The sequence below is a fragment of the Fimbriimonas sp. LA-C6 genome (assembly GCF_055398105.1).
This window is the reverse complement of the sequence record NZ_AP038796.1, coordinates 1,151,767-1,173,178: the sequence shown is the minus strand read 5'-3', so window position 1 is coordinate 1,173,178 and position 21,412 is coordinate 1,151,767. Positions and strand designations below refer to the sequence as shown.

The window sequence follows — 21,412 nt, the reverse complement described above, 5'->3', positions numbered from 1 at the left end:
ACCTGTATTCCTCAGTAGTCCTTGCCCATGATCTTGCGCCCGATAAGCTCAAGGTTCTTATCAAACTCCAGCCACAACCGAGGCATGTATGTCATCTTGAGGGCTCTACGTGGGTTCACAGAGCAGGCCAAGATGGCAAGCTCTGGACCGAAATCCTCATGCAGATTGCGGAAGGCTTGTAGCAACGTGATCGCACTCCCGGCAAGAGTTCCGTCCTCCAGTCGGACGTCACCCTTGCCAACGTGGCACTTGTGCCCCCACATCTCAATATCGATTCCAGACGGCATTCCAGAAGCCATGCTGCTATCGCTGACAGCGATGATGTGATCATTCCCCTTGCACTTCAGTAATAGCCGCGCTGCCTCGGGCACTACGTGGAGTCGATCGTAGATGAGCTCACAGTCGAGATCCTCGTTTGCCAAAGCATAACCCACGGTGCCAGCCTCGCGGTGATGAAGAGGGCGCATGGCGTTGAAGGTGTGAGTCGTGTGCTTGGCACCGAACTCATAGCCCCGTCTAGCTTCATCGTACGTGGCATTCGTGTGCCCCATGCTCACAATGACGCCTTGTTGGAGAAGTCGACTGATGAGCTCCAGAGAACCGGGAAGCTCCGGGGCCATGGTGATGACCCTCAGACGCGGATCATTAAACACCTCATCCCATTCGGATGCGGTCTGGGGTGGATTGAGAATAAATTCCTTGGGTTGCGCGCCGGGATAATTTGGACTGATAAAGGGACCTTCCAAATGGAAGCCCTGAATCATATTGTTGTCGGGCAGATTGGCAAGCGCTTTTTTGACGGAAGCAAAATCTGCCGTGATGGTTGTCGGCAAGAATGCCTCATAACCCTCTGCTTCCAGCTTATAGCAAAGCGTCGACATCTCGTCTTTGCTTGCGCTCATGAAGTCGATTCCGAAGGCTCCATGAATATGGATATCTACGAAACCGGGGACCAGCAAGGACTTCGGAGGCTGACTTACACGTCGGAAACTTGGACCTTTCTTCCAATCGACTTCGTAAGCTCCAAAACCCTCAGGTCCTAGCAGATCGTAGACTTGTGAACTCATATCCTAAGGGCATACCCGTTTCCGTCACGAAAAACCCTCCCATCCAACTCTAACATCGTCAATTCCGAGAGAACATCACTTGTTTCAAGGCCAGTTTTCTCTACAATCATCTCGGTGGGAAGTGAAGTAGTTGAAAGGACATTTAATATCTGTTCTCCCATAGACGAGGCTTCGCTCAAGTTTGAAGGCTGGACGGGTTCAATGCCCATGGATTCGAGTACGTGGTTCGGGTGGTAAACAAGAGTGGCTCCATCTCGAAGCAGATTGAACGAGCCCTTGAAGTTGTGATTGTCCACGTTCGCGGGAATAACAAACACCTCCCTTCCTAGCTCTGCCATCGTAAGCGCAGTCTTCAGGGCACCCGATTTCATAGGTGCCTCAATCACCACGAGGGCTTGGCTTAGGCCGGCTATGAGGCCGTTGCGGGTCAGGAACTTATAGTCTCGGGGTTTGCTTCCTGCCGCAAACTGGCTTACTAAGCAACCCTGTCCGCGGATCTGCTGAAACAGGCCCGAGTGCATGGGCGGGTAGATGTTATCGATCCCTCCAGCCAGCACAGCCGCTGTTTTACCACCAGCAGCGAGGGCTCCTTTGTGGGCCGCTGCGTCAATCCCAAGCGCGCCTCCGCTCACTACGGTAACGCCAGCTCGGGCGAGCGCCTCGCCAAATTTCTGAGCACACGCTTTGCCGTAGGTCGATGCGTGACGCGTTCCTACAATGCCAACCGTTGGCTCATGCAGGCAAGAAGCATCCCCGTCGACGAACAGGGCTGCCGGAGGAGTGGTTTCAAACAGAATCTCAGGGAACTCGTCCTGGAGTAAGAGTTGGACTCCGCGATCTTGGACTTGCTTCAGAGCGGGCCAATTGACCGTCTGAAGCCGTTTCCGCTCTTCAGCAGTCAGGCTGGGGTGATCTGCAATAAATTGCAGTGGATCAGAAACAGAAGAGCCGAGTCCCTCAATGAGGGCTCGGCTCTTGTTCGGATGCAGTTCCGCAGCTAATAGAAGTTGCCAGAATCGCGCATCCAGGATCGGGTTATCGGTCGCCGCCACCCTTTCCGCCAGGACCTCCACCCAGTCCACCACGACCCTTGCCGCCGAAACCGCCGTTGTTCGTGTCTGTTTCGGTACCAGGGAGTGAGACAGGTCTCAGAGCGCTGTCAATCAGCAGCGTGTACGACATCTTGGACTGGTTACCCATCCAGTCGCTCACCGTAATGGTGATGACGCGTTTGCCATCGGATAGAGGCTTGTTGGTCTTACTGCTACTGGAGAAAGTGATTGTTCCGTATCCGTCTTTAGCGAGCTTGATCTCATATGGCTGACCATCGATGTCAGCTTTGAGAGTCGATTCGTCGATTCCAGACGCATCATCCTCAATTTTGAACATCAACTGAAGAGGCTGTGCCGGAGAAACCTGTTCGCCAGGATTAGGGAACACCATTTTGACGCTAGGCGGAGTAAGGTCAACTCCAAGCTCCTTGTCGAATGCAAGGATGCTTCCATCCTGTGCAGGTACTAAGAGGGTGTTGCCTGCGAGCGTTCCGGAACCGGATGCCTGGAGCGAATAGATCTTCTCCGTGGTCGCGTTTGTGCGATTTTGGTTTCCACGACCTGGTCCGCCCTTACCGCCTGGGCCACCTTGGCCTCCAAATCCAGCACCCTTTCCAGTTCCGAATGAACCGGTAGAAGAACTTGACTCAGCTTCAATCGATCCGCCAACTGGCCTTACGATGAAGCTCCAAAGCATCTGTCCACTCTTGGGATCGATTAGCTCGAGTGCTCCCTTGGTTGTCGGCACAAGAATCTTTGTTCCCACAACGCTCGGCTGGACTGCGGCAAGTGATCCTAGGTCCAGCGGCTTCTTAAATGCTGGGAGAGGTTGGCCAGCATCAAGGTCATACATCATCGCCTTGCCGTCTGTAGAAACTACAAATACGCCATCGGTGGACACCGTTGGTGATAGGGCGAGCGGCATCTGGGTGGCTCGCTGCCAGGTGGGGTTGCCAAAAGATGCGTTCAGAGCGATGAGGAAGACGCCTGAGTTAACGAAGACTGTGTCGTGATAGACCACAGGCACCGCGCCCGGCTGGACCTGACTGAGTCTCTGTCGCCAGGTTGACTTCAGGGTAACCGTGTTCAGGCTGACAAGTTGGTTCTTGCCATCAAAGTAAAGAACGTCATTTCGGTAAGCCGAAATCTGGCCTTGGAAGCCATCAAAAACGTTGTAAGGGGAGTTCCACGCGAGGTGCCCATCTGTGAGGTCAACTGCTACGAGCTTGTTATCGCTCTGTGCGGTAACGAGATATTGCTCCGTAGTGACTGCGTTCCCAATGGGGCTGCCTGGTAGGGTCGCACTCCACTTCGATTGACCCGACTTGGGATCAATGGCGTATACAATTTTGTTGTCGCCGACCACTAGCAGCGAGCCGTTTGCAAGAATTGGGGCGTGGCGGAAGGTGCCGTCGATTGGATCAACTGCAGGGAATCGCCATTTGGTATTGCCTGTATCCTTGTCAATCGCAAAAACACGTCCACCAACGGCTGAATAAACCGTATTGCTGGTCGCGTCGTAGAGCGGAGCGCCGCTAGGTACGCCGTTGGTGGTGGATTGCCAACGCCACGCGAGCGGAGCTGGTCCATCAAATTGTGCTGCAGCCACTGCCGCAAGCGAAAGTGCTGCGACTGCGACGGTTAGGGTGCGGATCGTTCGCATCTTCTTTGCTTCTGTCCTCGGAGGCAGGGGCAAACCCCGTCCGCCTCGTGCCATTCTATCCTAGAACCGGTATCTTGTCTACCGGATGATTCGACGCTATTCGGACGTTTCAAAAGGGCAAAGCGTCACGCGTTTTGTGTAAAGAGATGCAATCTATCGTTCTTTGCTATCACAAAGTGGGTCCAGAGGGGGAAGAAGGACGTCGGTTGAACATAAGCCCAGCGCGCCTAGAGAGCCACATTCGATTCTATGCAAGGCGAAATCGGCCCTTTGTGACGGCGAAACACTACGCCCAGGGCTTCCCAAATGGTTCTGTGTGCTTCACATTTGATGACGCCTACGAGTCCGCCTTGAAATATGCCGTGCCGATTTTTGAGAGGTATGAAAAAAGGGCAACTTTTTTTGTGGTGAGCGATCTGATTGGCAAAACCTCCGAGTGGGATAAAGACTTGGCGCGGCCTCTAGCAAACCTCGAATCGCTTATCGAGGCTCAGAGAATGGGGCACGAGATGGCAAACCACACGCGAAGCCACCCTCACCTCTCCCAACTTTCCTTTGAAGAACAGCGCCAGCAGATTCAGCAAGCACATGTCGATCTTGCTTCATTGGGCATCCAGTCTGAGTCCTTCTGTTACCCCTACGGGAGCTACAACAACGTGACGTTGGAGGTCTTGAAGTCTCTCAATTATCAAGTCGGCATCTCACTTCGAAAGGGTCTAGCCAAACCCACCGATGATCGCCTTCTCATTCCCCGTGTTGTCGTTGCGTTCAGTGACTCACTTCCGATGCTGATCTACAAAACAACGCTTCGGCAGAAGCTAAGGCGGTAAACCCTTGCGCTCAGGAAAACGTATGGGTATACTCTTAAACCTCGTTCGGGCTCATAGCTCAGTTGGTTAGAGCGCACCCCTGATAAGGGTGAGGTCGCAAGTTCGAATCTTGCTGGGCCCACCATCCCACTTCTACTCGAACGAGACACCTTCCTAGTAATCAGATCGCGGTTTGTCGTCGCTCTATTTGTTTAAGTATGAGTTAAGTAACTTGTATTTTTTGCAGGTTACTAGTAATGTGAAGGCCTTATGAAGGCAAATGGTTTGACGCTAAAATGTGCCGCTTTGACATTGCTTTCCGCGGTCGCTGCTCCCGCATTGGCCTACGAAGAAGACACGCATTTCCAGATGACCTACATCATCTGCCGCACCGCTGGTTTCAACCACGCTGACGCGATAAAAGTTGCGGCGGTGGATCAGGGAATGGACGACTCTAAAGGCACGGTAGCCAATGGCGGTATTGGGGGGATTATTCCCAATGTGCCGGAAGAGTCGCTCTGGCATGCACTGGATAAAGGCGGAAATATGTACGCCCGAGGTGTGATCAAGCGGAAAGACTTGATGTTCTCGAAGGCAGTGATCAGCCCTGGCGACAAACTCTTCCTTTTAGGGGTGTTCTTCCATTATCAGCAAGACACCTGGGCCCACCGTCATCATTACGACGGAGACTCGAAGAGTTACGCGAATTACATCACGTATAACACACCCTTCGGGCACGCGAAAGACTTCCACCAGCCCGACCGGCCTCCATTCGATCCCGTGACGGCGATTCTCAATTTTGAAGACGGACTGCGGTATGCCATTCAATTTAGGCGAGCAGTCTATAACCAGCCGCCTCCCGCATTCATCGCGAACTATCAACCAAAGGGCGGATCTATCCAGACCAACTGGAAAGATGAAGGGAAGTACTTCCACCAGCTCTCGCCAGATGGGGCAATGTTCACAGCTCGCGGATTCCTTACCGACCTCATCCGAGCTCAGATTGGATCCTACAAGAGTTCAATCGATCCCACCTTTGGTTTTCGGTACACGGCAGATGAAGCAGATCTCAATCTGACCCGAGCGAGTCTTCAACTCATCTGTGATAGGTACGGTGCGGCTATGGGAGATCGAATCGTGATCCCAACTACGCAAGAAAAGGTCCAGCAGGGTTTCACCAATATGACCACTGCGCAGCTTCTGGCGGCAGGCATGCCGAACGACTGAGCCGTCATTTCTTGGTCATGTGCGAGCCCCGAGCGCGCATGACCATTTCACGCACCGAGATCTCCATCGCACCCTTGGCAACCGCTTCTTCTCTACTTATTGGGAGGAGATCATAGTGTGGTATCCGTTTGTCCTGAAACCACTCGCGTTTCATACCAACTGCTTCCGCCATCTCGTGAAGCTCTTCCACCGTGTCTGCCGTCATGTGGCACCATCTTCGATGTCCACCTGGTCCCTCGGCCTCAAAGAGATAATCTACGTACACCGCCAACCTAAAACACTTCTCCAATGAATCTACGACGGTTTGTGTTAGCTAAGCGTGATCAGCACTCCGATCACAATAACGCCTGCACCTGTCGCTACTTTAGGAGATAGCTTTTCGCCCAAGAATGCAATACCCAACAGCGTGGCAATCACAAAACTCAGCTTATCGATTGGAGCCACCTGACTCACCGGACCCAACTTGAGTGCTCGAAAATAGCATAGCCAGGACGCTCCAGTTGCGACGGCGGAAAGGACCAGGAAAGTCCATGCCCTTGGAGTGATCTGATCGAGCTTGGTTTCTTTAGTAGCTACCGCCACCCCGATGGCCAGGAATAGGATCACCACTACCCGGACAGCCAAAGCCAAATTCGGTGGCACATCTTGCACACCCTTCTTGGCTAAAACCGCTGTCGCCCCAGCAAATAGTGCCGACAAGATCGCCCATACTCGAAAGTCCATAAAGCCTCAGTCTCCTGATTCGAGTATGCCCCGAACCAAGAGATTACGAGAGTGCGATCGTTCCTTTCTCGCCAGTACGGATCCTCACCACCTCAGAAACAGGGATGATGAAGATCTTGCCATCCCCTATTTCGCCAGTGTAGGCAGCATCCGTAATCGCTGCAACAGCTTCGTCTAGCATCTCTGGGGTCACAACAACTTCAATCTTGATTTTGGGGGCCAAGTTCAGAGCGTACTGAGAGCCTCGAAATGTATGAGTGACGCCACGCTGCCGCCCCATGCCTCTGGCTTCGGTCACCGTAAGACCAAACAGGTCAATCTCGTAAAGCGATTCTTGTACAGCTTCCAGCCGCTGAGGGCGAATCACGGCTTCTATCTTGTATGCGGTTACTTCCATGGGTTATCGTCGGAGCGAGACGGGCTCCGCAAACGGTTCTGGGGTTTTGCTTGCAACAAACTTTAAAAGGGGAGGTGTGATAAAGGTGGTGCCAACGACCACGAAGATGATTGCACCATATAATCCCTCATTGATAATGTGGCTCGAAAGTCCAATGCTTGCAAAGATCAAGCCCACTTCACCACGAGGAATCATACCGACTGCAACGATCCATCGACTGATGTTTTTCGCGGGAACAGAAAGCCCCCCGATGACTTTGCCAATGATCGCAACAAGTAGTAGTAGAGAACCAATGCCAATAATCGGCCAGGTCATAGAGGCCAGATTCATACGGGCACCCATGAACACGAAGAACACAGGGACAAATAGGTCAGCAATGGATCGGACCTTTTCATCGAAGTGAATCTTGTCCTCAGTCTTTGCCAATACGAGTCCAGCTGCGAAGGCACCAACAATGGGTGCAAGCCCTGCGAGCTCTGCCACGGTCGAGAGCAGCAAGCAGATGACAACCGCCGCAGAAGACGCTGCAGCACGCGTGCGCATGAGGCGCGCTGCTTTTAATAATATAGGTGTTGCTTTGAGGCCGATAACGACAGCACCCACAAGAAAGAGGAGTGCCAGGAACGAGGCCTTTCCGACTGCCGAAGCAGAGAAGACACCCACAGAAGCGATCCCAGAAACTGCGGCCAGAATAACGAGGCCAATCACATCATCGGCGACGGCAGCTCCAAGTACGATCTTCGCTTCCCGACCCTGTAGAAACCCGAGATCTGAGAACACCCGAGCCGTGATACCGACAGACGTGGCCGTCAAAGAGGCGCCGACAAATAGAGCATTCATGGTGGGTTGGCCCAGTGCGATTGCCACGGCATACCCAAGTCCAAACGGAATTACGACTCCAGCGATGGCAACCCAGAGCGCTTCAAACCCTACTTTGAAAAGCTCATCAATATCGCTTTCAAGTCCAACTTCGAAAAGGAGAAGTACAGCTCCAATTTCAGCCATTTGCTGGAGCGTTGTGTTCGTTCCGTCCACCCATCCGAGCAAACTCTTGCCAAGCAGGACTCCGACAATGATCTCAGCAAGAACAGCGGGTTGTTTAAGCACCCGTTCGCAAAACTCTCCACCTAGTTTCGCCGCTGCGAGCATGAGGGCGATGGGTAAGAGGACATTGTTGGTCATAAGATCTGATGAAGATCACAGGGGGAGCCTTCAGCTACGTCGCTGAAAACCTCCCCCCTGTACGATCTTGCTTGAGTGTGACTGCAGTGTTAGGTGCAGGTTAGTTTATTCGATTGGACCTTCGGGAGCAGCTTGGAACTCAGGGTAAGCGAGTACGCCCATCTCAGGCATATCGAGACCGCCAAGTTCCTCTTCGGCCGTAGGTCGGAGTGGCATAACCTTCTTCTGTAGCCAGAAGAACAAGTAGCCTGTTCCAAAGGACCATGCGGCGCAGACGACAGCCGCAATCAGCTGAGCGATTAGCTGCTTCGAGTCGCCATAGAGGATGCCAGTGACGCCTTGTCCTGCTTTGCCGAGATATTCGGTCGCGCCAACTCCATTCCAACCCTGGCCGTAGACTCCGTCGGAGAAGATTCCAACTGAGATCATGCCGAAGAGACCGCACACACCGTGAACGGAAACCGCGCCGACTGGGTCATCAATTCCCTTCTTCTCAAAGAAGAAGCATGAGTAGACAACAAGGATGCCAGCGATTGCACCGATGACCACGGAAGACCATGCCGAGACAAAGGCGCATGGAGCTGTAATTGCAACCAATCCAGCGAGCAATCCATTAATCGCCATGCCTGGATCGAACTTCTGGGTCTTCAACTTCATCAGCATGAGGGAAGCAAATGCGCCACCTGCTGAAGCAAGCATCGTGTTCACTGCGATGATTCCAACCCGAATGTTTCCACCACCGACAACGGCGAGTGTGGAACCAGGATTAAAGCCGAACCATCCGAACGCCAGGATGAACGTTCCGATAGCAGCCATAGGGATGTGGTGTCCGGCGAGAGTTCTCGGCTTGCCGTCCTTTCCATACTTTCCAAGTCGTGGACCAAGAATCATGGCTCCGGCAAGTGCGATGCCTCCACCGACTCCGTGGACGACGCTCGAACCTGCGAAGTCAACGGCTCCATGGCCGAGCCCTTGTAGTTGTCCAAGCATGGCAAGTCCGCCACCACCCCATACCATGTGACCATAGATTGGGTAGCAGATCATGGATACGAAGAAGCCGTAAACGATGAACGCGCTAAATCGCCACCGTTCTGCCATAGCGCCTGTGGGGATGGTTGCAGTGGTGTCCATAAACACCATCTGGAACAAGAACATTGTGTAGACGCCGACGTCGTAAACACTGGATCCTAGACCGAAGCCTTTGAGACCGAGAATTCCGAATCCACCAATGGCAAACTCATGTCCATTGAGAGTTGGCAATCCACCTAGCGAAGGTGGGCCGCCGATCTTGGATGCAGAGACACTTCCAAACATCAGTGCAAAGCCCACGAGCCAGAACCCGATCATCCCAATTGGGTAGATCATGAAGTTCGTCATGATAACGTGTGCTGCATTTCGAGCGCGGCAGAAGCCGGTTTCGACCATCGCAAATCCGGCCTGCATGAACATAACGAGGAACCCGGTTACGAGGGTCCAGAAGATGTTCATTGCGACCTGAGTTTGGCCGACACTGTCTGCGAGCTTTACGGCGAGCGGCTCTTTCTTGGCTAGCTCGTTGTACTCATCAAGATCTTTCTGCTTCTTTGCCTTGGTTGCCGCGTCGTCGGAATCACCTGGCGCTGGAGGAACAAAGGTGTCCCCCGCAGCATTCTTGACATCAGCAATGCCACCCGTCTTGGTTCCGTTGGAGTCTGGAACTGGCTCTGCCGGAGCCGCCGCCGCCGCCGGCTTCGGGTCCTCTGCGAAAGCGCGTTGGTTTGCAAAGATCGTTAGGAACGATGCAACAACCCAACACAAAAGAACGATTCTGGAAAGCTTCTTGCGGTTGCTTGAGAAGAAGGTCAACATGTGTGACCTCCACAGCTACAGACATAGCTGGACGACTTGAACGAAAAAGTGGTCCCACCAGCAATGGCGGACCGATATATCAAATTGTTTAAAAGGCGAAGCCTTCCCACTGGTCCCTCCGGATCAATCTCTAAGGTTTAGCCGCGCCCTTGCGGTTCTGGTGCATTGTAGGCGAAGGTTTCGTAAATCGCAACATCTTAATAAAATTCAATTCGATACCAAGTAAAAATACCTGCAACCGCAGGTTGAAGATTGGCGTATGCCACAGATTGCGAACTGAAGTCAACTGGGTTCAAATTCTATCAACTTACACATGTAAGTTGATAGTCGTTCAATTTATTGCTCAAGGTGCTTAAATGGTTGCAATCTAAATTGATTAAATTTGAACGACTATTGAGGTTCACAAATGATGTTCATTCTCTTGAATTAGGCGAAGTTACTTAATTGTCGCAAAAGTAGCAATATGCTCATTTATCGAAAATCCACTTTGCGATGTTAAGATTTGCACTTATAATCGCCACGTTTTCACCTTGTGGCAAGTGTAAATGCTATGAAAAATCAAATAAGTCGGACACTAAAGCGATCGATGATGCTCGCGACCTTCTCGGCACTGACCGTTGCATCACACGCGGCGGAAGACTTTAAAGGATTTACCTTTAGCGGACATATCGATTACTACTATCAGTATGATTTTGGAAAGCCACCTACGGCTTCCGGTGTAAATCTACGTGAATTTGACGTTAAGAATAATCAATTTGGATTTGCTGTTCTCCAGCTTAACGTGTCGCGAAAAGCTACATCAGAAAATCCATTTGGGATAACAGCTAACTTCACAATAGGCAAGAATGCCGACCTTATTCATGCAGCTGAACCAGGTGGTGTTAACTCCACAAAGCTTCTCCAGCAACTCTTCGTGACCTACAATGTGCCGAAGTCTGAGGTGACCATCGACTTCGGCAAGTTCCTGAGTTGGATAGGATACGAGGGAGTCTTGAGTCCAGATTGTGATAACTATTCCCGTTCTTTCTTGTACACATTAGGTCAACCCATTTACCATACGGGTTTTCGCGCATCGGCTCCACTGAGCAAAGCGCTGACAGCCTCACTCTATCTGGTTAACGGTTGGAATGAGGTCGAAGACTCTAATGGTGGCAAGAGCATTGGTGCGACGCTAGCCTATAGTCTTACTCCCAAGACATCCATAACTGCAAACTATTTCGGCGGGAACGAAGGCAGCAATCAGGTGAGTGGAATCGCATTTCCTTCACCGGGCACCAGAAATGTGAATATGGGGGATCTCATAGTCACACATCAGCTTACAGACAAGATCAAACTAGCAATAAACGCAGACTATGCGGATGCCAAAACCAGCAGCTCGGCAATTGGTGGTAAATGGAGTGGAATCGCTGGTTATGTCTCTGCTCAACTAAGCGATAAGATCACAGGTGCAGTACGATATGAAACGGTATCCGACCCGCAAGGTCTCCGATCCATCGGCAGTCCTGCAAGATTCAATTCACTTACGGGCACTCTTAGCTATGCTACGAGCAAAGACTCGTTATTTAGAGTAGAACTCAGATACGACAAGTCGAATGTGAGCGCATTCAATGGCGAAGATGGTGCTTTGAAGGACAATCGCACGACACTGACATTCTCGCACGTACTACGTTTCTAATTTGACCGGTTACTACAAGCGCTGTCCGTATCCCAATTGATGCGGATGGCGCTTTCTCTTTTAAAGCCTTAATATTCGTGCTCAGTCACGACCACTTTTTCTGGACCGCGTTCTCTCATTTGCCCTGGTGAGACACCAAAGTGCCTTTTCGCCGACTTCGTAAAATGATGAAGATCTGAAAAGCCCACCATAGAGGCAATCTCCTTCACCGAGATGCCGGTATTGAGTAGCAGATACTTTGCGCGAGTCATCCGTTTCTTTTGAATCGTTCCAATAACAGAGTCCCCAACACTCAATTGGAAGAGGCGGGTCAGGTGGCGGGGGGAGATGCCGAGCTCGCTCGCCAGTCCCTCAACCGAGATCGGTTCTGACAACTGCCGATCGATACAAGCAAGCGCCAACTCCACAACCTTGGGATGACTGGCAGACGAAATCGGGTTCTCATAAGCGGCGGCTATCGACATCAGTAGATCCCACAGCCGGATCTCAGAATGCAGACGGTTGGTCTCAGAAAGCGAAGAAACCTGTTCCATCCGATCCCATAGAAGTTCAAAGTTGTTCCCAACTGAAAACAACACCGGCAGCTGCTTTGCACGCGCATCGGCAGGACCCAGAGAGAACAGAGAAGATACGTGCACAGAACGCCCTTCGAAGTAATACTCCGTACGCGCTCCCGGTGGTGTGAAGCCTATATAGCCGGGTCTTATCTGTAATGGCACTCCGTCAATCACAAACTTGGCTGAGTAGCGGTAAAGATGAACAGCCCACAGGTTAGGAACCACAAAGGACTCGTATGGCTTGCTCCCGTGGACACATCTCCAAGCGCAGCCAATGACCGGCTTCTCACCAAGCGGAAGGCTTACCGTACGACTCATGGCACATATTTACCCTGTGCGAAGGCAATCTTCTTGGTCGAATCAATTGCGATTCGTGCAGCTAGCGCTATGATGGCTTGGAGGTGACTTCGGGAAGGGTGAACCAGAAATTGCTACCCCGACCGACTTCGCTCGTCACTCCAATATGACCCTTCTGGGCCGATATGGCCAACTTGCAAAATGTGAGCCCCAGCCCCGTTCCACCTTGGGTTCCTTTGACTTGGGTGAACCGTTCAAAAATGCTATTCACATATTCGGGCGGGATTCCTGGCCCCTGATCAATCACTTCAAACCTCGTACCCTCAGGATCCGGCACAGCTCTCACGAGAACGGCTGATCCGGGAGGACTGAACTTCAAAGCGTTGCCCAGAAGGTTGATCACCACCCTACTCGTAAGGGCTGGATCAAAAACCAGGCTTTCCACCTGTGCCTCAAACCGTAGCTCAACACTCGCCCCCTGAGCCCACAAAGCGACCTGCATCGTGCAGTCATCCAAGAACCGATCCACATCGACCAACTCTGGTCGGACCTCCATCTTGCCGCTTTCCAGCTTGGCAACGTCCAACATGGAGTTCACCAGGCTAAGAGCACGCTGGTTGGAAACAAGCGCAAGCTCCACCATCTCTTTATCAAGTGCGTCTAGATTACGACTGGTCTGGTCCAGGGTCATCAAGCCAGTGATCGCACTGGAGATCGGTGAGCGCAGATCATGGACGATGTAGTTAAGTAGATGCTCCTTCTCAGTTCGAGCTTCCCGAAGACGACTCACCGTGTAGGCAATCGCTATGTAAGCAACCAGACGAATGGTTTGTGTCTGATCCGCATCCTGAGCTTTGATCGTATGCGTGAGATAACCCAGCATAGTCGAGGCAACACTGGTCGCAAACCCTGAGATGCGCCCCGAATACCAGCTGACGAGGGCAATGGGAATCAGATAGAGAATGACAAGGTCTGGACCGCTATACTTGTCAAGATAGGCAATGGCACATGCCAGAAAAATGGCGCACAGGAAAGCAACCGTTCGCGGAACGCTCTCCAAACGCGCATCAATCGCGCGCAACCATCTGGCAGTCATAGGGATTGCAGCTTACCTACGGATCAAGCCGCAAGGTTGGAGGGAGTGTCCAGACTTGCCTTTTGGACAAGTCTGGACCACAACAACTAGCCGACGCTTCCTTCCAACGAAACGCCAAGAAGCTTTTGAGCTTCAACCGCAAACTCCATAGGGAGTTCTCGGAACACTTCCTTACAGAATCCGCTGACAATCATGTTAACAGCGTCTTCAGTAGGAATGCCCCGCTGGTTACAGTAGAAGATCTGATCCTCACCAATCTTGGAGGTAGAAGCTTCGTGCTCAACGGTTGCCGTCGGGTTCTTCACTTCGATGTAAGGGAAGGTGTGAGCTCCACAGCGGTCTCCCATCAGCATCGAGTCGCACTGCGAGTAGTTGCGTGCATTGTCTGCACCAGCATTGATCTTCACCAAGCCGCGATAAGTGTTCTGGCCATTTCCAGCAGAGATGCCTTTCGACACGATGGTGGAACGGGTGTTCTTGCCAATGTGAATCATCTTAGTGCCAGTGTCGGCCTGCTGTTTGTTGGCAGTCAACGCAACGCTATAGAACTCGCCAATGCTATCGTCGCCTTTCAGAATCACGCTTGGGTACTTCCAAGTAATCGCGGAGCCGGTTTCGACCTGCGTCCAAGTGATTTTGGCCCGTCGACCGTTGCAGATTCCTCGCTTAGTAACGAAGTTGAAAATGCCGCCGACACCATTCTTGTCGCCTGGGTACCAGTTCTGAACAGTGCTGTACTTGATGGTTGCATCGTCGCCGGCACAAACCAGTTCAACCACCGCTGCGTGAAGCTGATTCTCATCCCGCATCGGTGCAGTGCAGCCCTCAAGGTAGCTCACGAAAGATCCCTCTTCAGCAATGATCAAGGTGCGCTCGAACTGTCCCGTCTTCTCCGCGTTAATTCGGAAATAGGTGCTCAACTCCATCGGGCAGCGAACGCCTTTCGGAATGTAAACAAACGAACCATCCGAGAACACCGCGCTGTTGAGCGTTGCGTAGTAGTTGTCGCTGTAGGGGACAACCGAGCCGAGGTACTTCTTAACCAGTTCAGGGTGCTCTTGAACGGCTTCCTGAATGGAACAGAAAATGATCCCAAGCTTGGCGAGCTGTGCCTTAAAGGTCGTCACAACGGAGACCGAGTCAAACACAGCATCAACCGCCACACCAGAAAGCTCTTTAGGTTGCGCAAGGGCATCCGCAGCCGAGGCGGCAGCCCCTTTCACGTTCAGAAGCACTTTCTGTTCTTCAACAGGGATACCAAGCTTCTGGAAGGTCTTCAGGATCTCAGGGTCTGCATCCTCAAGGCTGTCCAAAACAGGTTTCTGCTTAGGTGCCGAGTAGAAGATGATGTCCTCCATCTTCGGCTTCTCATAGTGGACATTCGGCCAAGTCGGCTCAGCCATGGTTAAGAACTGCTTGTACGCTTTGAGGCGCCAATCAAGCAGCCACTCAGGCTCGTTCTTCTTCTTGCTGATTCGGCGAACGACGTCTTCGCTGAGGCCTGGCTCAAACGTGTCCGAGTCGATGTCAACGCTCCAACCGTGTTCGTACTCTCGGTTGGCAAACTGTTCTAGCAGTGCAGTGCTTTGGTCAAGATTCTGTTCAGACATGGGTTTTCAAGTGGATTGCCCTCCCGGCAGCACCGGCTACGCAACCACATTTATTCCTACGTCTTGAATTGTGACAGAATCTTGACGGAAAGATACAGTTTGAATTGCTCGCTATCTCAGCGACGATTGCTTGGGAACAAACTTGGCGGTAAGCGTCGCCGTTTGAGGAGCGCTGTTTGGCTCTTTCATGCGATCCACCAGGAACTTGATGCTCGTTCTGCACATCTCATCGATGGGCTGAACAATCGTGGACAGTGTTGGAACACTGATGTCCCCAAACTCAATTCCATCGCAACCCACCACCGCCACGTCACCTGGCACGCTCTTGCCAAGATTGGCCAAAACTCGCAGAGTTGCCAAAGCGGTTCGATCGTTTCGGCAGAACAAGCCATCGGGCACGCCGTTCTCCTTAAAGTAAGCAGTTAGCGTTGGGATGAGGTGGTCAGATTCGGTGTTCTCGATGCCGATCAGCTCGGTCTTAAGACCAGCTGCCTGCATGACCTCGCAGTAGCCTGGATACCGCTCGTTCTCCTCCTCAAGTCTGTAGGGCACGGCGATGAACCCGATTCGCTTGCAACCCTGGTCAATCAGATGTTGTGTGGCGTCCCGCGATGCCTCTCGTAGACTGACCTTTACGTAGTCTCCAGGACCGTGAACGTAGATGCCCGCACTTACAAGCGGAGCGCTTCCGAAAGACTGCCCTCCAGTCACCAGCGCTTCGACATCAAGACCTACGATGCCATCGACTGGCCAGTTGAACGGCGTGCCAGAGGCCGCATTGAGTCGAGCTTCGCAAAACACTGTTTCGTATCCGACTTCCTGGAGCAACTCATGACACTGTCGGAATATTGCACCATAAAACTCGTGGTGAGGGCTAGGAATCCACAGCGCCACCATTTGGGTCCGACCCATCACGAGTGCGCGGGCAGCTCGGTTCGGCCGATAACCCATCTCTTTCGCTGCAGCAAACACACGCTGGCGGGTGACGTCAGGGATGGCAACATCGTGTCTTTCATTCAGAACAAACGATACTGTTGCGTGCGACAGGTTTAAGTGTTTCGCGATATCTCGAAGGGTTACAGCCATCCTAAAATTTTTGCCTTGACCAAGTTTCGATACGACTAAGTGGGCGGGCGCTCCATTTTTAAGGCCGTATATACAGTCGATTCACTTTATACGATTTATGGGTCCCGTTGCGCACGCTTTTCGGTGGGTACATAGCAAATCTAGCTCAATTTTCCAAATGAAAGCTTCGTGTAAATGGATCATTCGCCACTTTGTTGCTGAGTATCGGTTTCAAAGCAATTTAGGTTCAATTTAACCGCGAATCTGGTCGCAGATTGTTGAATATCAAATCATTTAACGAGAAATATATGTTCAATGCATCGAAATCAGGTGCGTATATAGGTCGACCCATCAGGGCGTCGTCAGCAAGGCTTAAGGAAAGCAAGTAAAACTCTAAGTTGATCACTAACCAAATGACCGATTTGGCTCAGTTAATTGCTCAGCTTTTTGTATGAGTGGTCCCCGATCCGCGGAGGCTCACACTAAACTCCGGGTCTCCTTGGACACCAACCTTGGCAAAATCGCAAATGCAATTAAGAAGGGCAGTAGCAGTTGCTCTATTCCATCAAAAGTGATTGTGAGAGCTAGGCCAGCAACTGGCAGGAGAGCGTCAATCATGGCCTCAACAGGGAGTTCCAAAAGGATGATTACGGCAGTCAAGGCGAACCCTAAGGCAACGGCGATTCCCTTCTTTGAAAATGGAACCCGGCGATCCGACATAAGCCTCTTGCCAAGGCCAATATCGAGCCATCCCGCCTTTTTGGCCTGCCGAACGACCCCGTGTGTGATGATTCCCGGTGAGAGTTTTGGCATTTCTTACTAAACTAGACGCCGAGTTATCCGTAGATTGCGAAAAGTCCTGGGCATGCTGACGAATCATATTTCGCCAAGCCTCGATGAGTTCTCGCCCATTGTTTCGAAGGTTAGTTAGGCATGTTGGAATGGAGTTGGGCAACGAAAGCGATCAAAGAGCAGGCGAGCCCAGAAGCGTTACTGGAAAAGCACCTTGCGGAGATTCTGAAGTACGCACATTTTCGTCTGGGTTCTCTCCCAGATGCAGAAGACGCAACGATGGAAGTGATCCATGCAGTGCGCAGAAACAGCAAAGGTCTGCTTTCATCACACGAACCCCGTCTCTACTTAATTGGAATAGCAAGACGTAAGGTTGTCGATATTCTTCGCAAGCGTCCGCGAACGCTCAATCTCGATGAACAACAAGAGATCGCCGCAAGATCTGGGATCGAAGAACTCAATCGAAAGGCGCTGGTCGGGCAGATATTAGAGCTGCTCCCAGACGATCATCGTGAAGTGCTCGCCCTCAAATACTTCCACAGCCTATCCAGCCAAGAAATTGGCGATCTCACCGGCAAGTCCGTTGCCGCAGTCAACAGTCTGCTTCAGCGTGCGAGAGAAGCCTTCGCACGGCACGGTGAAGGCATGTTTGAGGAGGATCGATGAAAGACGAACAGATTCAGAAGCTTTTAAGCGAGTACGTGGAAGATTCACATGTATCACCGAGATTGCTCGCAACTGCCAGAGACGCGAAACCGCTCGCCTCTAAGACCTGGATTGTCGCGACAGGCGTTCTTTTGCCAATGTGTATCTTGTTGGCAATCAGTTTAGGGCCATCCTACGCAACTGCCCGGGCTGCAAACCGTGTGGAACTTGCGCTGGGAAGTGTGGACTATGTGTCCTCTGAATCCACTATTTCGGACAACCGTGGTCTAGGGAACGAGCCATTTGTCAAGCACATGTATGCACACGGTATGTGGCGGGTTGAACGTCAAGTCTTTCACCCAAAACGGATCACAATCTTTCGCGACGGAAGGGTTACCGTGATTGATGAAAAGCTCAAAATCGTCACGCAAAAGCCGGAAAAAATTGTGGGCACGAAAAGTCGATTTCACCTTATTGACTTTGCGCTTGAAAGCCTATTTGTCAATAGGGCATCACTCAAGCACTCTTTGAAGGTTGAAGCGCATTCAGATTTCGAAGGCAAGGGTGTTTACGCTATGTGGCTGTCTGACTCGCAGAACAAGCGTGAGGTGGAACTGCTCATTGAAAAAGGGACCGACCTACCCTTGCTCGCCACGAGCAAGTTCGTTCATCCAGATTTTGGCGAAAGTAGGTTACAGACTCGATTTCAGTACAAGCCCATTTCAGACACGTTGTTCGAGTTGCCCGCTGGGAGTCCTCGACCAGTTGACATCATTGCAGAGTGCGCACGACTCTTAAGAAGATGGGAACTTAAAGCAAAAAGCGCCGAGGGAGTAAATGTCTGTGAGCTAACTTCAAACAAAGCAGGAGATATTTTTATGGTCTATAAGAGGCCAGCAAGTTTGACGGTAAGTCCAACAGAGGTCCACGTGGCTGGAAAGGGTCCATATCTTCAACTCCAAGAGTCCAGCAAAGTTCTACCGGTTTACAAAAAGGTTCTGACCTGTGTCGCGACCTGGTATCCCCTGGAACCCAAAGCAACACAAGTTGGGACACAGGTGAGCATCAAATTTGGAAAGAATCGTCAGCTTACTGGCACTGTGACTGAGATGGTCAATGGATTTGAACCTAACTTCGCCGTACCTTTCGGACTGGTGAATGGTCAGCATGAAGCGATGCGCGACAAAGGTCGGGCAGACTGGTATCACGCCAAAAACGATTTTCAAAACGAACTCAAGTGGAGGAAGAGGGAATATTTACACGCTCTTGAGTGGTTTCCGCTTTGCGCGCGCCAAGATCACCTCAAGCCGCTGATCGACTGCCTCAAGTCCCTTGGGCGAATGAAAGAAGCACAAGAAACGCAGAGGGAGTTGTTGAAACAAACCGCAACCAACAATCTGACGATTGGGCCCAGTAAACCGTAGATGTAACTGACGTTCGGGCAGATTGCGAGTCTTTCAGTCAGGCGAGACCGATATAGTAAAGAATCTTGACTTTACCGTCTACTTTCTGGCGCAATAGATCGTAGAACAGATCGGATACTGTCTGACCGCTGTGCCAACTCCAAAACGACTATGCTAGAGATCAAGAACCTTCACGCCCGAGTGGAAGAAAAAGAAATCCTCAAGGGTATCAACCTCACGGTAAAACCAGGCGAAGTCCACGCCATCATGGGGCCGAACGGCTCCGGTAAGAGCACCCTCGCCAGCATTCTTGCCGGCAAGAACGACTACGAGGTGACCGACGGTTCTGTGACGCTCGATGGTGAAGATGTCCTTGAACTCGATCCTGAAGAGCGAGCCGCTCTCGGAATCTTCCTTGCCTTCCAATACCCTGTTGAGATTCCAGGCGTCTCCAACACCTACTTCCTCCGCGCCGCCCTCAACAATATCCGCAAGGCTCGGGGCGAGTCGGAGCTTTCCATGACGGAGTTCATGAAGCACATCAAGAGCAAAGTTGAAATGATGGAGCTAGATAGCTCGTTGCTCTCCCGCGCTGTGAACGAAGGATTTTCGGGCGGCGAAAAGAAGCGGAATGAAATTTTCCAGATGGCAGTACTCGAGCCAAAGCTCTGCGTGCTCGACGAGACCGACTCTGGTCTCGATATCGATGCGCTCAAGACAGTCTCAAACGGAGTCAATGCCCTCCGTGGTCCGGAGCGAGGGATTGTTGTCGTTACACACTACCAGCGGCTTCTTAACTACATCGTTCCAGATTTCGTTCACATTCTCATGAACGGTCGAATCGTCAAGAGTGGTGGTAAGGAACTTGCCCTCGAACTGGAAGAAAAGGGCTACGCATTTGTTGAGGAGGAGTTGGCCGCTAAGTCCTAACGGACTGAGCGAACCAGCTTAAAACCAACATGCTCGAATTGGATTCACGACCAGACAACTTGATTAAGAACTTTGATCAGGTTAAAGAACTCCTCAAGACAGTAGGTCCTGAGTCGCTTCACGCAACCCGCTTGAGCGCTCTAGAGAAATTTACAGTCGCGGGAATTCCAGCTCATGGGGAAGAAGAGTTCAAATACATCTCCCTCAAAGCCCTGCGAGAAGGCGGCTTCAAACCAGCTTACGGCGCAACCATCGACCGCCATGAGATGGAGCAGACCTGTGTTGGCTCCCTCGATGCCATCACGGTCACGTTCGTAAACGGCGAGTACGCGCCGGAGCTTTCTACCGCACACGCACTGCCCAAGGGAGTTTTCGTTGGCTCTCTTGCTGATGGTTTTCAAGGCCACACTGCGCAAATCGAAGCTCACCTTGGTAAGGTTGCGACTCATGCGAACAAGCTAGGCACGGGCAACGACGAGCGATTTGTGGACCTCAACACCGCGTTCTTGAGCGAAGGTGCTTTCGTCTATGTCCCCAAGAACGTCATTCTAGAGCGTCCAGTTCAACTCTTGTTCTTGAACAAAGCCGATCATGGTCCACTTGTCTCGCATCCGAGAATTCTGGTGGTTCTGGAGGAAGGCGCACAAGCAAAGATTATCGAGAGCTATCTCGGAATCGAAGGCGTTTACTTCACAAATACCGTTACGGAGCTTGCTTTGGGCAAGAATGCGATGCTGGAGCATACGAAGTTCCAGTACGAAGCAGCGGACAGCGTTCATATTGCCACCATCTCAGCTCATCAAGAAGCGGATTCCATCTACACGTCAAACAATATCAACTTTGGCGGCAAGGTCGTTCGAAACGATATCAACGTTTGGCTGAACGATGAGCACACTGAGACTTGGTTGAATGGTGCCAACGTGGGATTAGATAACCAAGTGATCGACAATCACACCAGAATTGATCACGCCAAGCCGAACTGCAACTCGTTTGAGGTTTACAAATCAATCCTGGGTGACGAAGCGGTCGGTGTCTTCAACGGAAAGATCTTCGTTTACGAGGATGCCCAGAAGACCGACGCGAAGCAAACGAACCAGGCGATCCTTCTGTCGAAGACAGCAACCTTCAACACCAAGCCTCAGCTAGAGATCTTCGCCGATGACGTTAAGTGTACACACGGCGCGACAATCGGTCAGCTTCGAGAAGACGCTCTCTTCTATCTGCGAGCGCGTGGCGTTCCTAAGAAAGAAGCGCAAGCAATGCTTGTGTACGCTTTCGCCGCCGAAGTGCTCGACAAGATCACAGTCGCAGATGCGCGCGAAGCCTTTGAAAAGGTGCTGTTCGAGCGCCTCAATGGAGCAAACGCAAGCTAAG

20 protein-coding genes and 1 tRNA gene are annotated in these 21,412 nt (G+C 51.7%); 8 read left to right on the top strand and 13 right to left on the bottom strand.

What is annotated here, in order from left to right; all coding sequences use genetic code 11:
* Positions 1 to 11: 11 nt before the first annotated feature.
* Genes nagA through ACZ51B_RS05510 form a run of 3 tightly spaced genes read right to left on the bottom strand, consistent with a single transcriptional unit; the run spans position 12 to position 3,782 of the window.
* Entirely contained in the window at positions 12 to 1,067 is a 1,056-nt protein-coding gene (gene nagA / locus ACZ51B_RS05520) for an N-acetylglucosamine-6-phosphate deacetylase (protein ID WP_464296236.1), read from the bottom strand.
* On the bottom strand, positions 1,064 to 2,152 hold the full coding sequence (gene dprA / locus ACZ51B_RS05515) for a DNA-processing protein DprA (RefSeq protein WP_464296235.1): 1,089 nt from the start codon (positions 2,150 to 2,152) through the stop codon (positions 1,064 to 1,066). The genes nagA and dprA overlap by 4 nt, the downstream gene beginning before the upstream one ends.
* Positions 2,103 to 3,782, bottom strand: a complete 1,680-nt coding sequence (locus ACZ51B_RS05510; RefSeq protein ID WP_464296234.1) for an outer membrane protein assembly factor BamB family protein — start codon at positions 3,780 to 3,782, stop codon at positions 2,103 to 2,105. Before ACZ51B_RS05510 ends, dprA begins: the two co-directional genes overlap by 50 nt.
* 146 nt (positions 3,783 to 3,928) lie before the next feature.
* Here ACZ51B_RS05510 and ACZ51B_RS05505 point away from each other — a divergent pair, with 146 nt between their 5' ends.
* From ACZ51B_RS05505 to ACZ51B_RS05495, 3 genes are all read left to right on the top strand, one after another.
* Positions 3,929 to 4,612, top strand: a complete 684-nt coding sequence (locus tag ACZ51B_RS05505; RefSeq protein ID WP_464296233.1) for a polysaccharide deacetylase family protein — start codon at positions 3,929 to 3,931, stop codon at positions 4,610 to 4,612.
* 47 nt (positions 4,613 to 4,659) lie between these two features.
* Positions 4,660 to 4,736 (top strand) — tRNA-Ile (locus tag ACZ51B_RS05500).
* A gap of 161 nt (positions 4,737 to 4,897) precedes the next feature.
* Complete coding sequence (locus tag ACZ51B_RS05495) at positions 4,898 to 5,818, top strand: DUF6765 family protein (protein ID WP_464296232.1); 921 nt, start codon at positions 4,898 to 4,900, stop codon at positions 5,816 to 5,818.
* Between the two features lie 4 nt (positions 5,819 to 5,822).
* Here ACZ51B_RS05495 and ACZ51B_RS05490 read toward each other — a convergent pair whose 3' ends face one another.
* From ACZ51B_RS05490 to ACZ51B_RS05470, 5 genes are all read right to left on the bottom strand, one after another.
* Positions 5,823 to 6,083: a DUF4031 domain-containing protein gene (locus ACZ51B_RS05490; protein ID WP_464297172.1), complete on the bottom strand. Its 261-nt coding sequence runs from the start codon at positions 6,081 to 6,083 to the stop codon at positions 5,823 to 5,825.
* Positions 6,084 to 6,127: 44 nt separating this feature from the next.
* Positions 6,128 to 6,541, bottom strand: coding sequence for an EamA family transporter (locus ACZ51B_RS05485; RefSeq protein WP_464296231.1), 414 nt, complete (start codon positions 6,539 to 6,541; stop codon positions 6,128 to 6,130).
* A gap of 43 nt (positions 6,542 to 6,584) precedes the next feature.
* The gene (locus ACZ51B_RS05480; protein ID WP_464296230.1) at positions 6,585 to 6,938 is read right to left on the bottom strand and encodes a P-II family nitrogen regulator; all 354 of its coding nucleotides are present in this window, start codon (positions 6,936 to 6,938) and stop codon (positions 6,585 to 6,587) included.
* A 3-nt stretch (positions 6,939 to 6,941) separates the two neighbouring features.
* Positions 6,942 to 8,120 (bottom strand): cation:proton antiporter, encoded by a 1,179-nt coding sequence (locus tag ACZ51B_RS05475; RefSeq protein WP_464296229.1) that lies wholly within the window; start codon positions 8,118 to 8,120, stop codon positions 6,942 to 6,944.
* A 105-nt stretch (positions 8,121 to 8,225) separates the two neighbouring features.
* Complete coding sequence (locus ACZ51B_RS05470) at positions 8,226 to 9,968, bottom strand: ammonium transporter (RefSeq protein WP_464296228.1); 1,743 nt, start codon at positions 9,966 to 9,968, stop codon at positions 8,226 to 8,228.
* 586 nt (positions 9,969 to 10,554) lie between these two features.
* Here ACZ51B_RS05470 and ACZ51B_RS05465 point away from each other — a divergent pair.
* A complete protein-coding gene (locus ACZ51B_RS05465; protein WP_464296227.1) occupies positions 10,555 to 11,643 on the top strand; it encodes an outer membrane beta-barrel protein in 1,089 nt (362 codons plus the stop codon).
* Between the two features lie 68 nt (positions 11,644 to 11,711).
* Here the strand turns inward: ACZ51B_RS05465 and ACZ51B_RS05460 are convergent, their stop codons facing one another.
* The 5 genes from ACZ51B_RS05460 to ACZ51B_RS05440 form a co-directional block, all read right to left on the bottom strand.
* Positions 11,712 to 12,518 (bottom strand): helix-turn-helix transcriptional regulator, encoded by an 807-nt coding sequence (locus ACZ51B_RS05460; protein ID WP_464296226.1) that lies wholly within the window; start codon positions 12,516 to 12,518, stop codon positions 11,712 to 11,714.
* Between the two features lie 67 nt (positions 12,519 to 12,585).
* A complete protein-coding gene (locus tag ACZ51B_RS05455) occupies positions 12,586 to 13,593 on the bottom strand; it encodes an ATP-binding protein (RefSeq protein WP_464296225.1) in 1,008 nt (335 codons plus the stop codon).
* 86 nt (positions 13,594 to 13,679) lie between these two features.
* Positions 13,680 to 15,203, bottom strand: coding sequence for a Fe-S cluster assembly protein SufB (gene sufB, locus ACZ51B_RS05450; RefSeq protein ID WP_464296224.1), 1,524 nt, complete (start codon positions 15,201 to 15,203; stop codon positions 13,680 to 13,682).
* A gap of 111 nt (positions 15,204 to 15,314) precedes the next feature.
* A complete protein-coding gene (locus ACZ51B_RS05445) occupies positions 15,315 to 16,289 on the bottom strand; it encodes a LacI family DNA-binding transcriptional regulator (RefSeq protein WP_464296223.1) in 975 nt (324 codons plus the stop codon).
* A gap of 456 nt (positions 16,290 to 16,745) precedes the next feature.
* Entirely contained in the window at positions 16,746 to 17,081 is a 336-nt protein-coding gene (locus ACZ51B_RS05440) for a hypothetical protein (protein ID WP_464296222.1), read from the bottom strand.
* A gap of 120 nt (positions 17,082 to 17,201) precedes the next feature.
* Here ACZ51B_RS05440 and ACZ51B_RS05435 point away from each other — a divergent pair, with 120 nt between their 5' ends.
* The 4 genes from ACZ51B_RS05435 (at position 17,202) to sufD (ending at position 21,411) form a co-directional block, all read left to right on the top strand.
* Entirely contained in the window at positions 17,202 to 17,726 is a 525-nt protein-coding gene (locus ACZ51B_RS05435; RefSeq protein WP_464296221.1) for an RNA polymerase sigma factor, read from the top strand.
* Positions 17,723 to 19,129 carry a hypothetical protein gene (locus tag ACZ51B_RS05430; protein ID WP_464296220.1) on the top strand — a complete coding sequence of 469 codons (1,407 nt, stop codon included), beginning with the start codon at positions 17,723 to 17,725 and terminating at the stop codon, positions 19,127 to 19,129. The genes ACZ51B_RS05435 and ACZ51B_RS05430 overlap by 4 nt, the downstream gene beginning before the upstream one ends.
* Positions 19,130 to 19,279: 150 nt before the next feature.
* Positions 19,280 to 20,038 carry a Fe-S cluster assembly ATPase SufC gene (sufC, locus tag ACZ51B_RS05425; RefSeq protein ID WP_464296219.1) on the top strand — a complete coding sequence of 253 codons (759 nt, stop codon included), beginning with the start codon at positions 19,280 to 19,282 and terminating at the stop codon, positions 20,036 to 20,038.
* Positions 20,039 to 20,067: 29 nt separating this feature from the next.
* A complete protein-coding gene (gene sufD / locus ACZ51B_RS05420) occupies positions 20,068 to 21,411 on the top strand; it encodes a Fe-S cluster assembly protein SufD (protein WP_464296218.1) in 1,344 nt (447 codons plus the stop codon).
* Position 21,412 lies beyond the last annotated feature (1 nt).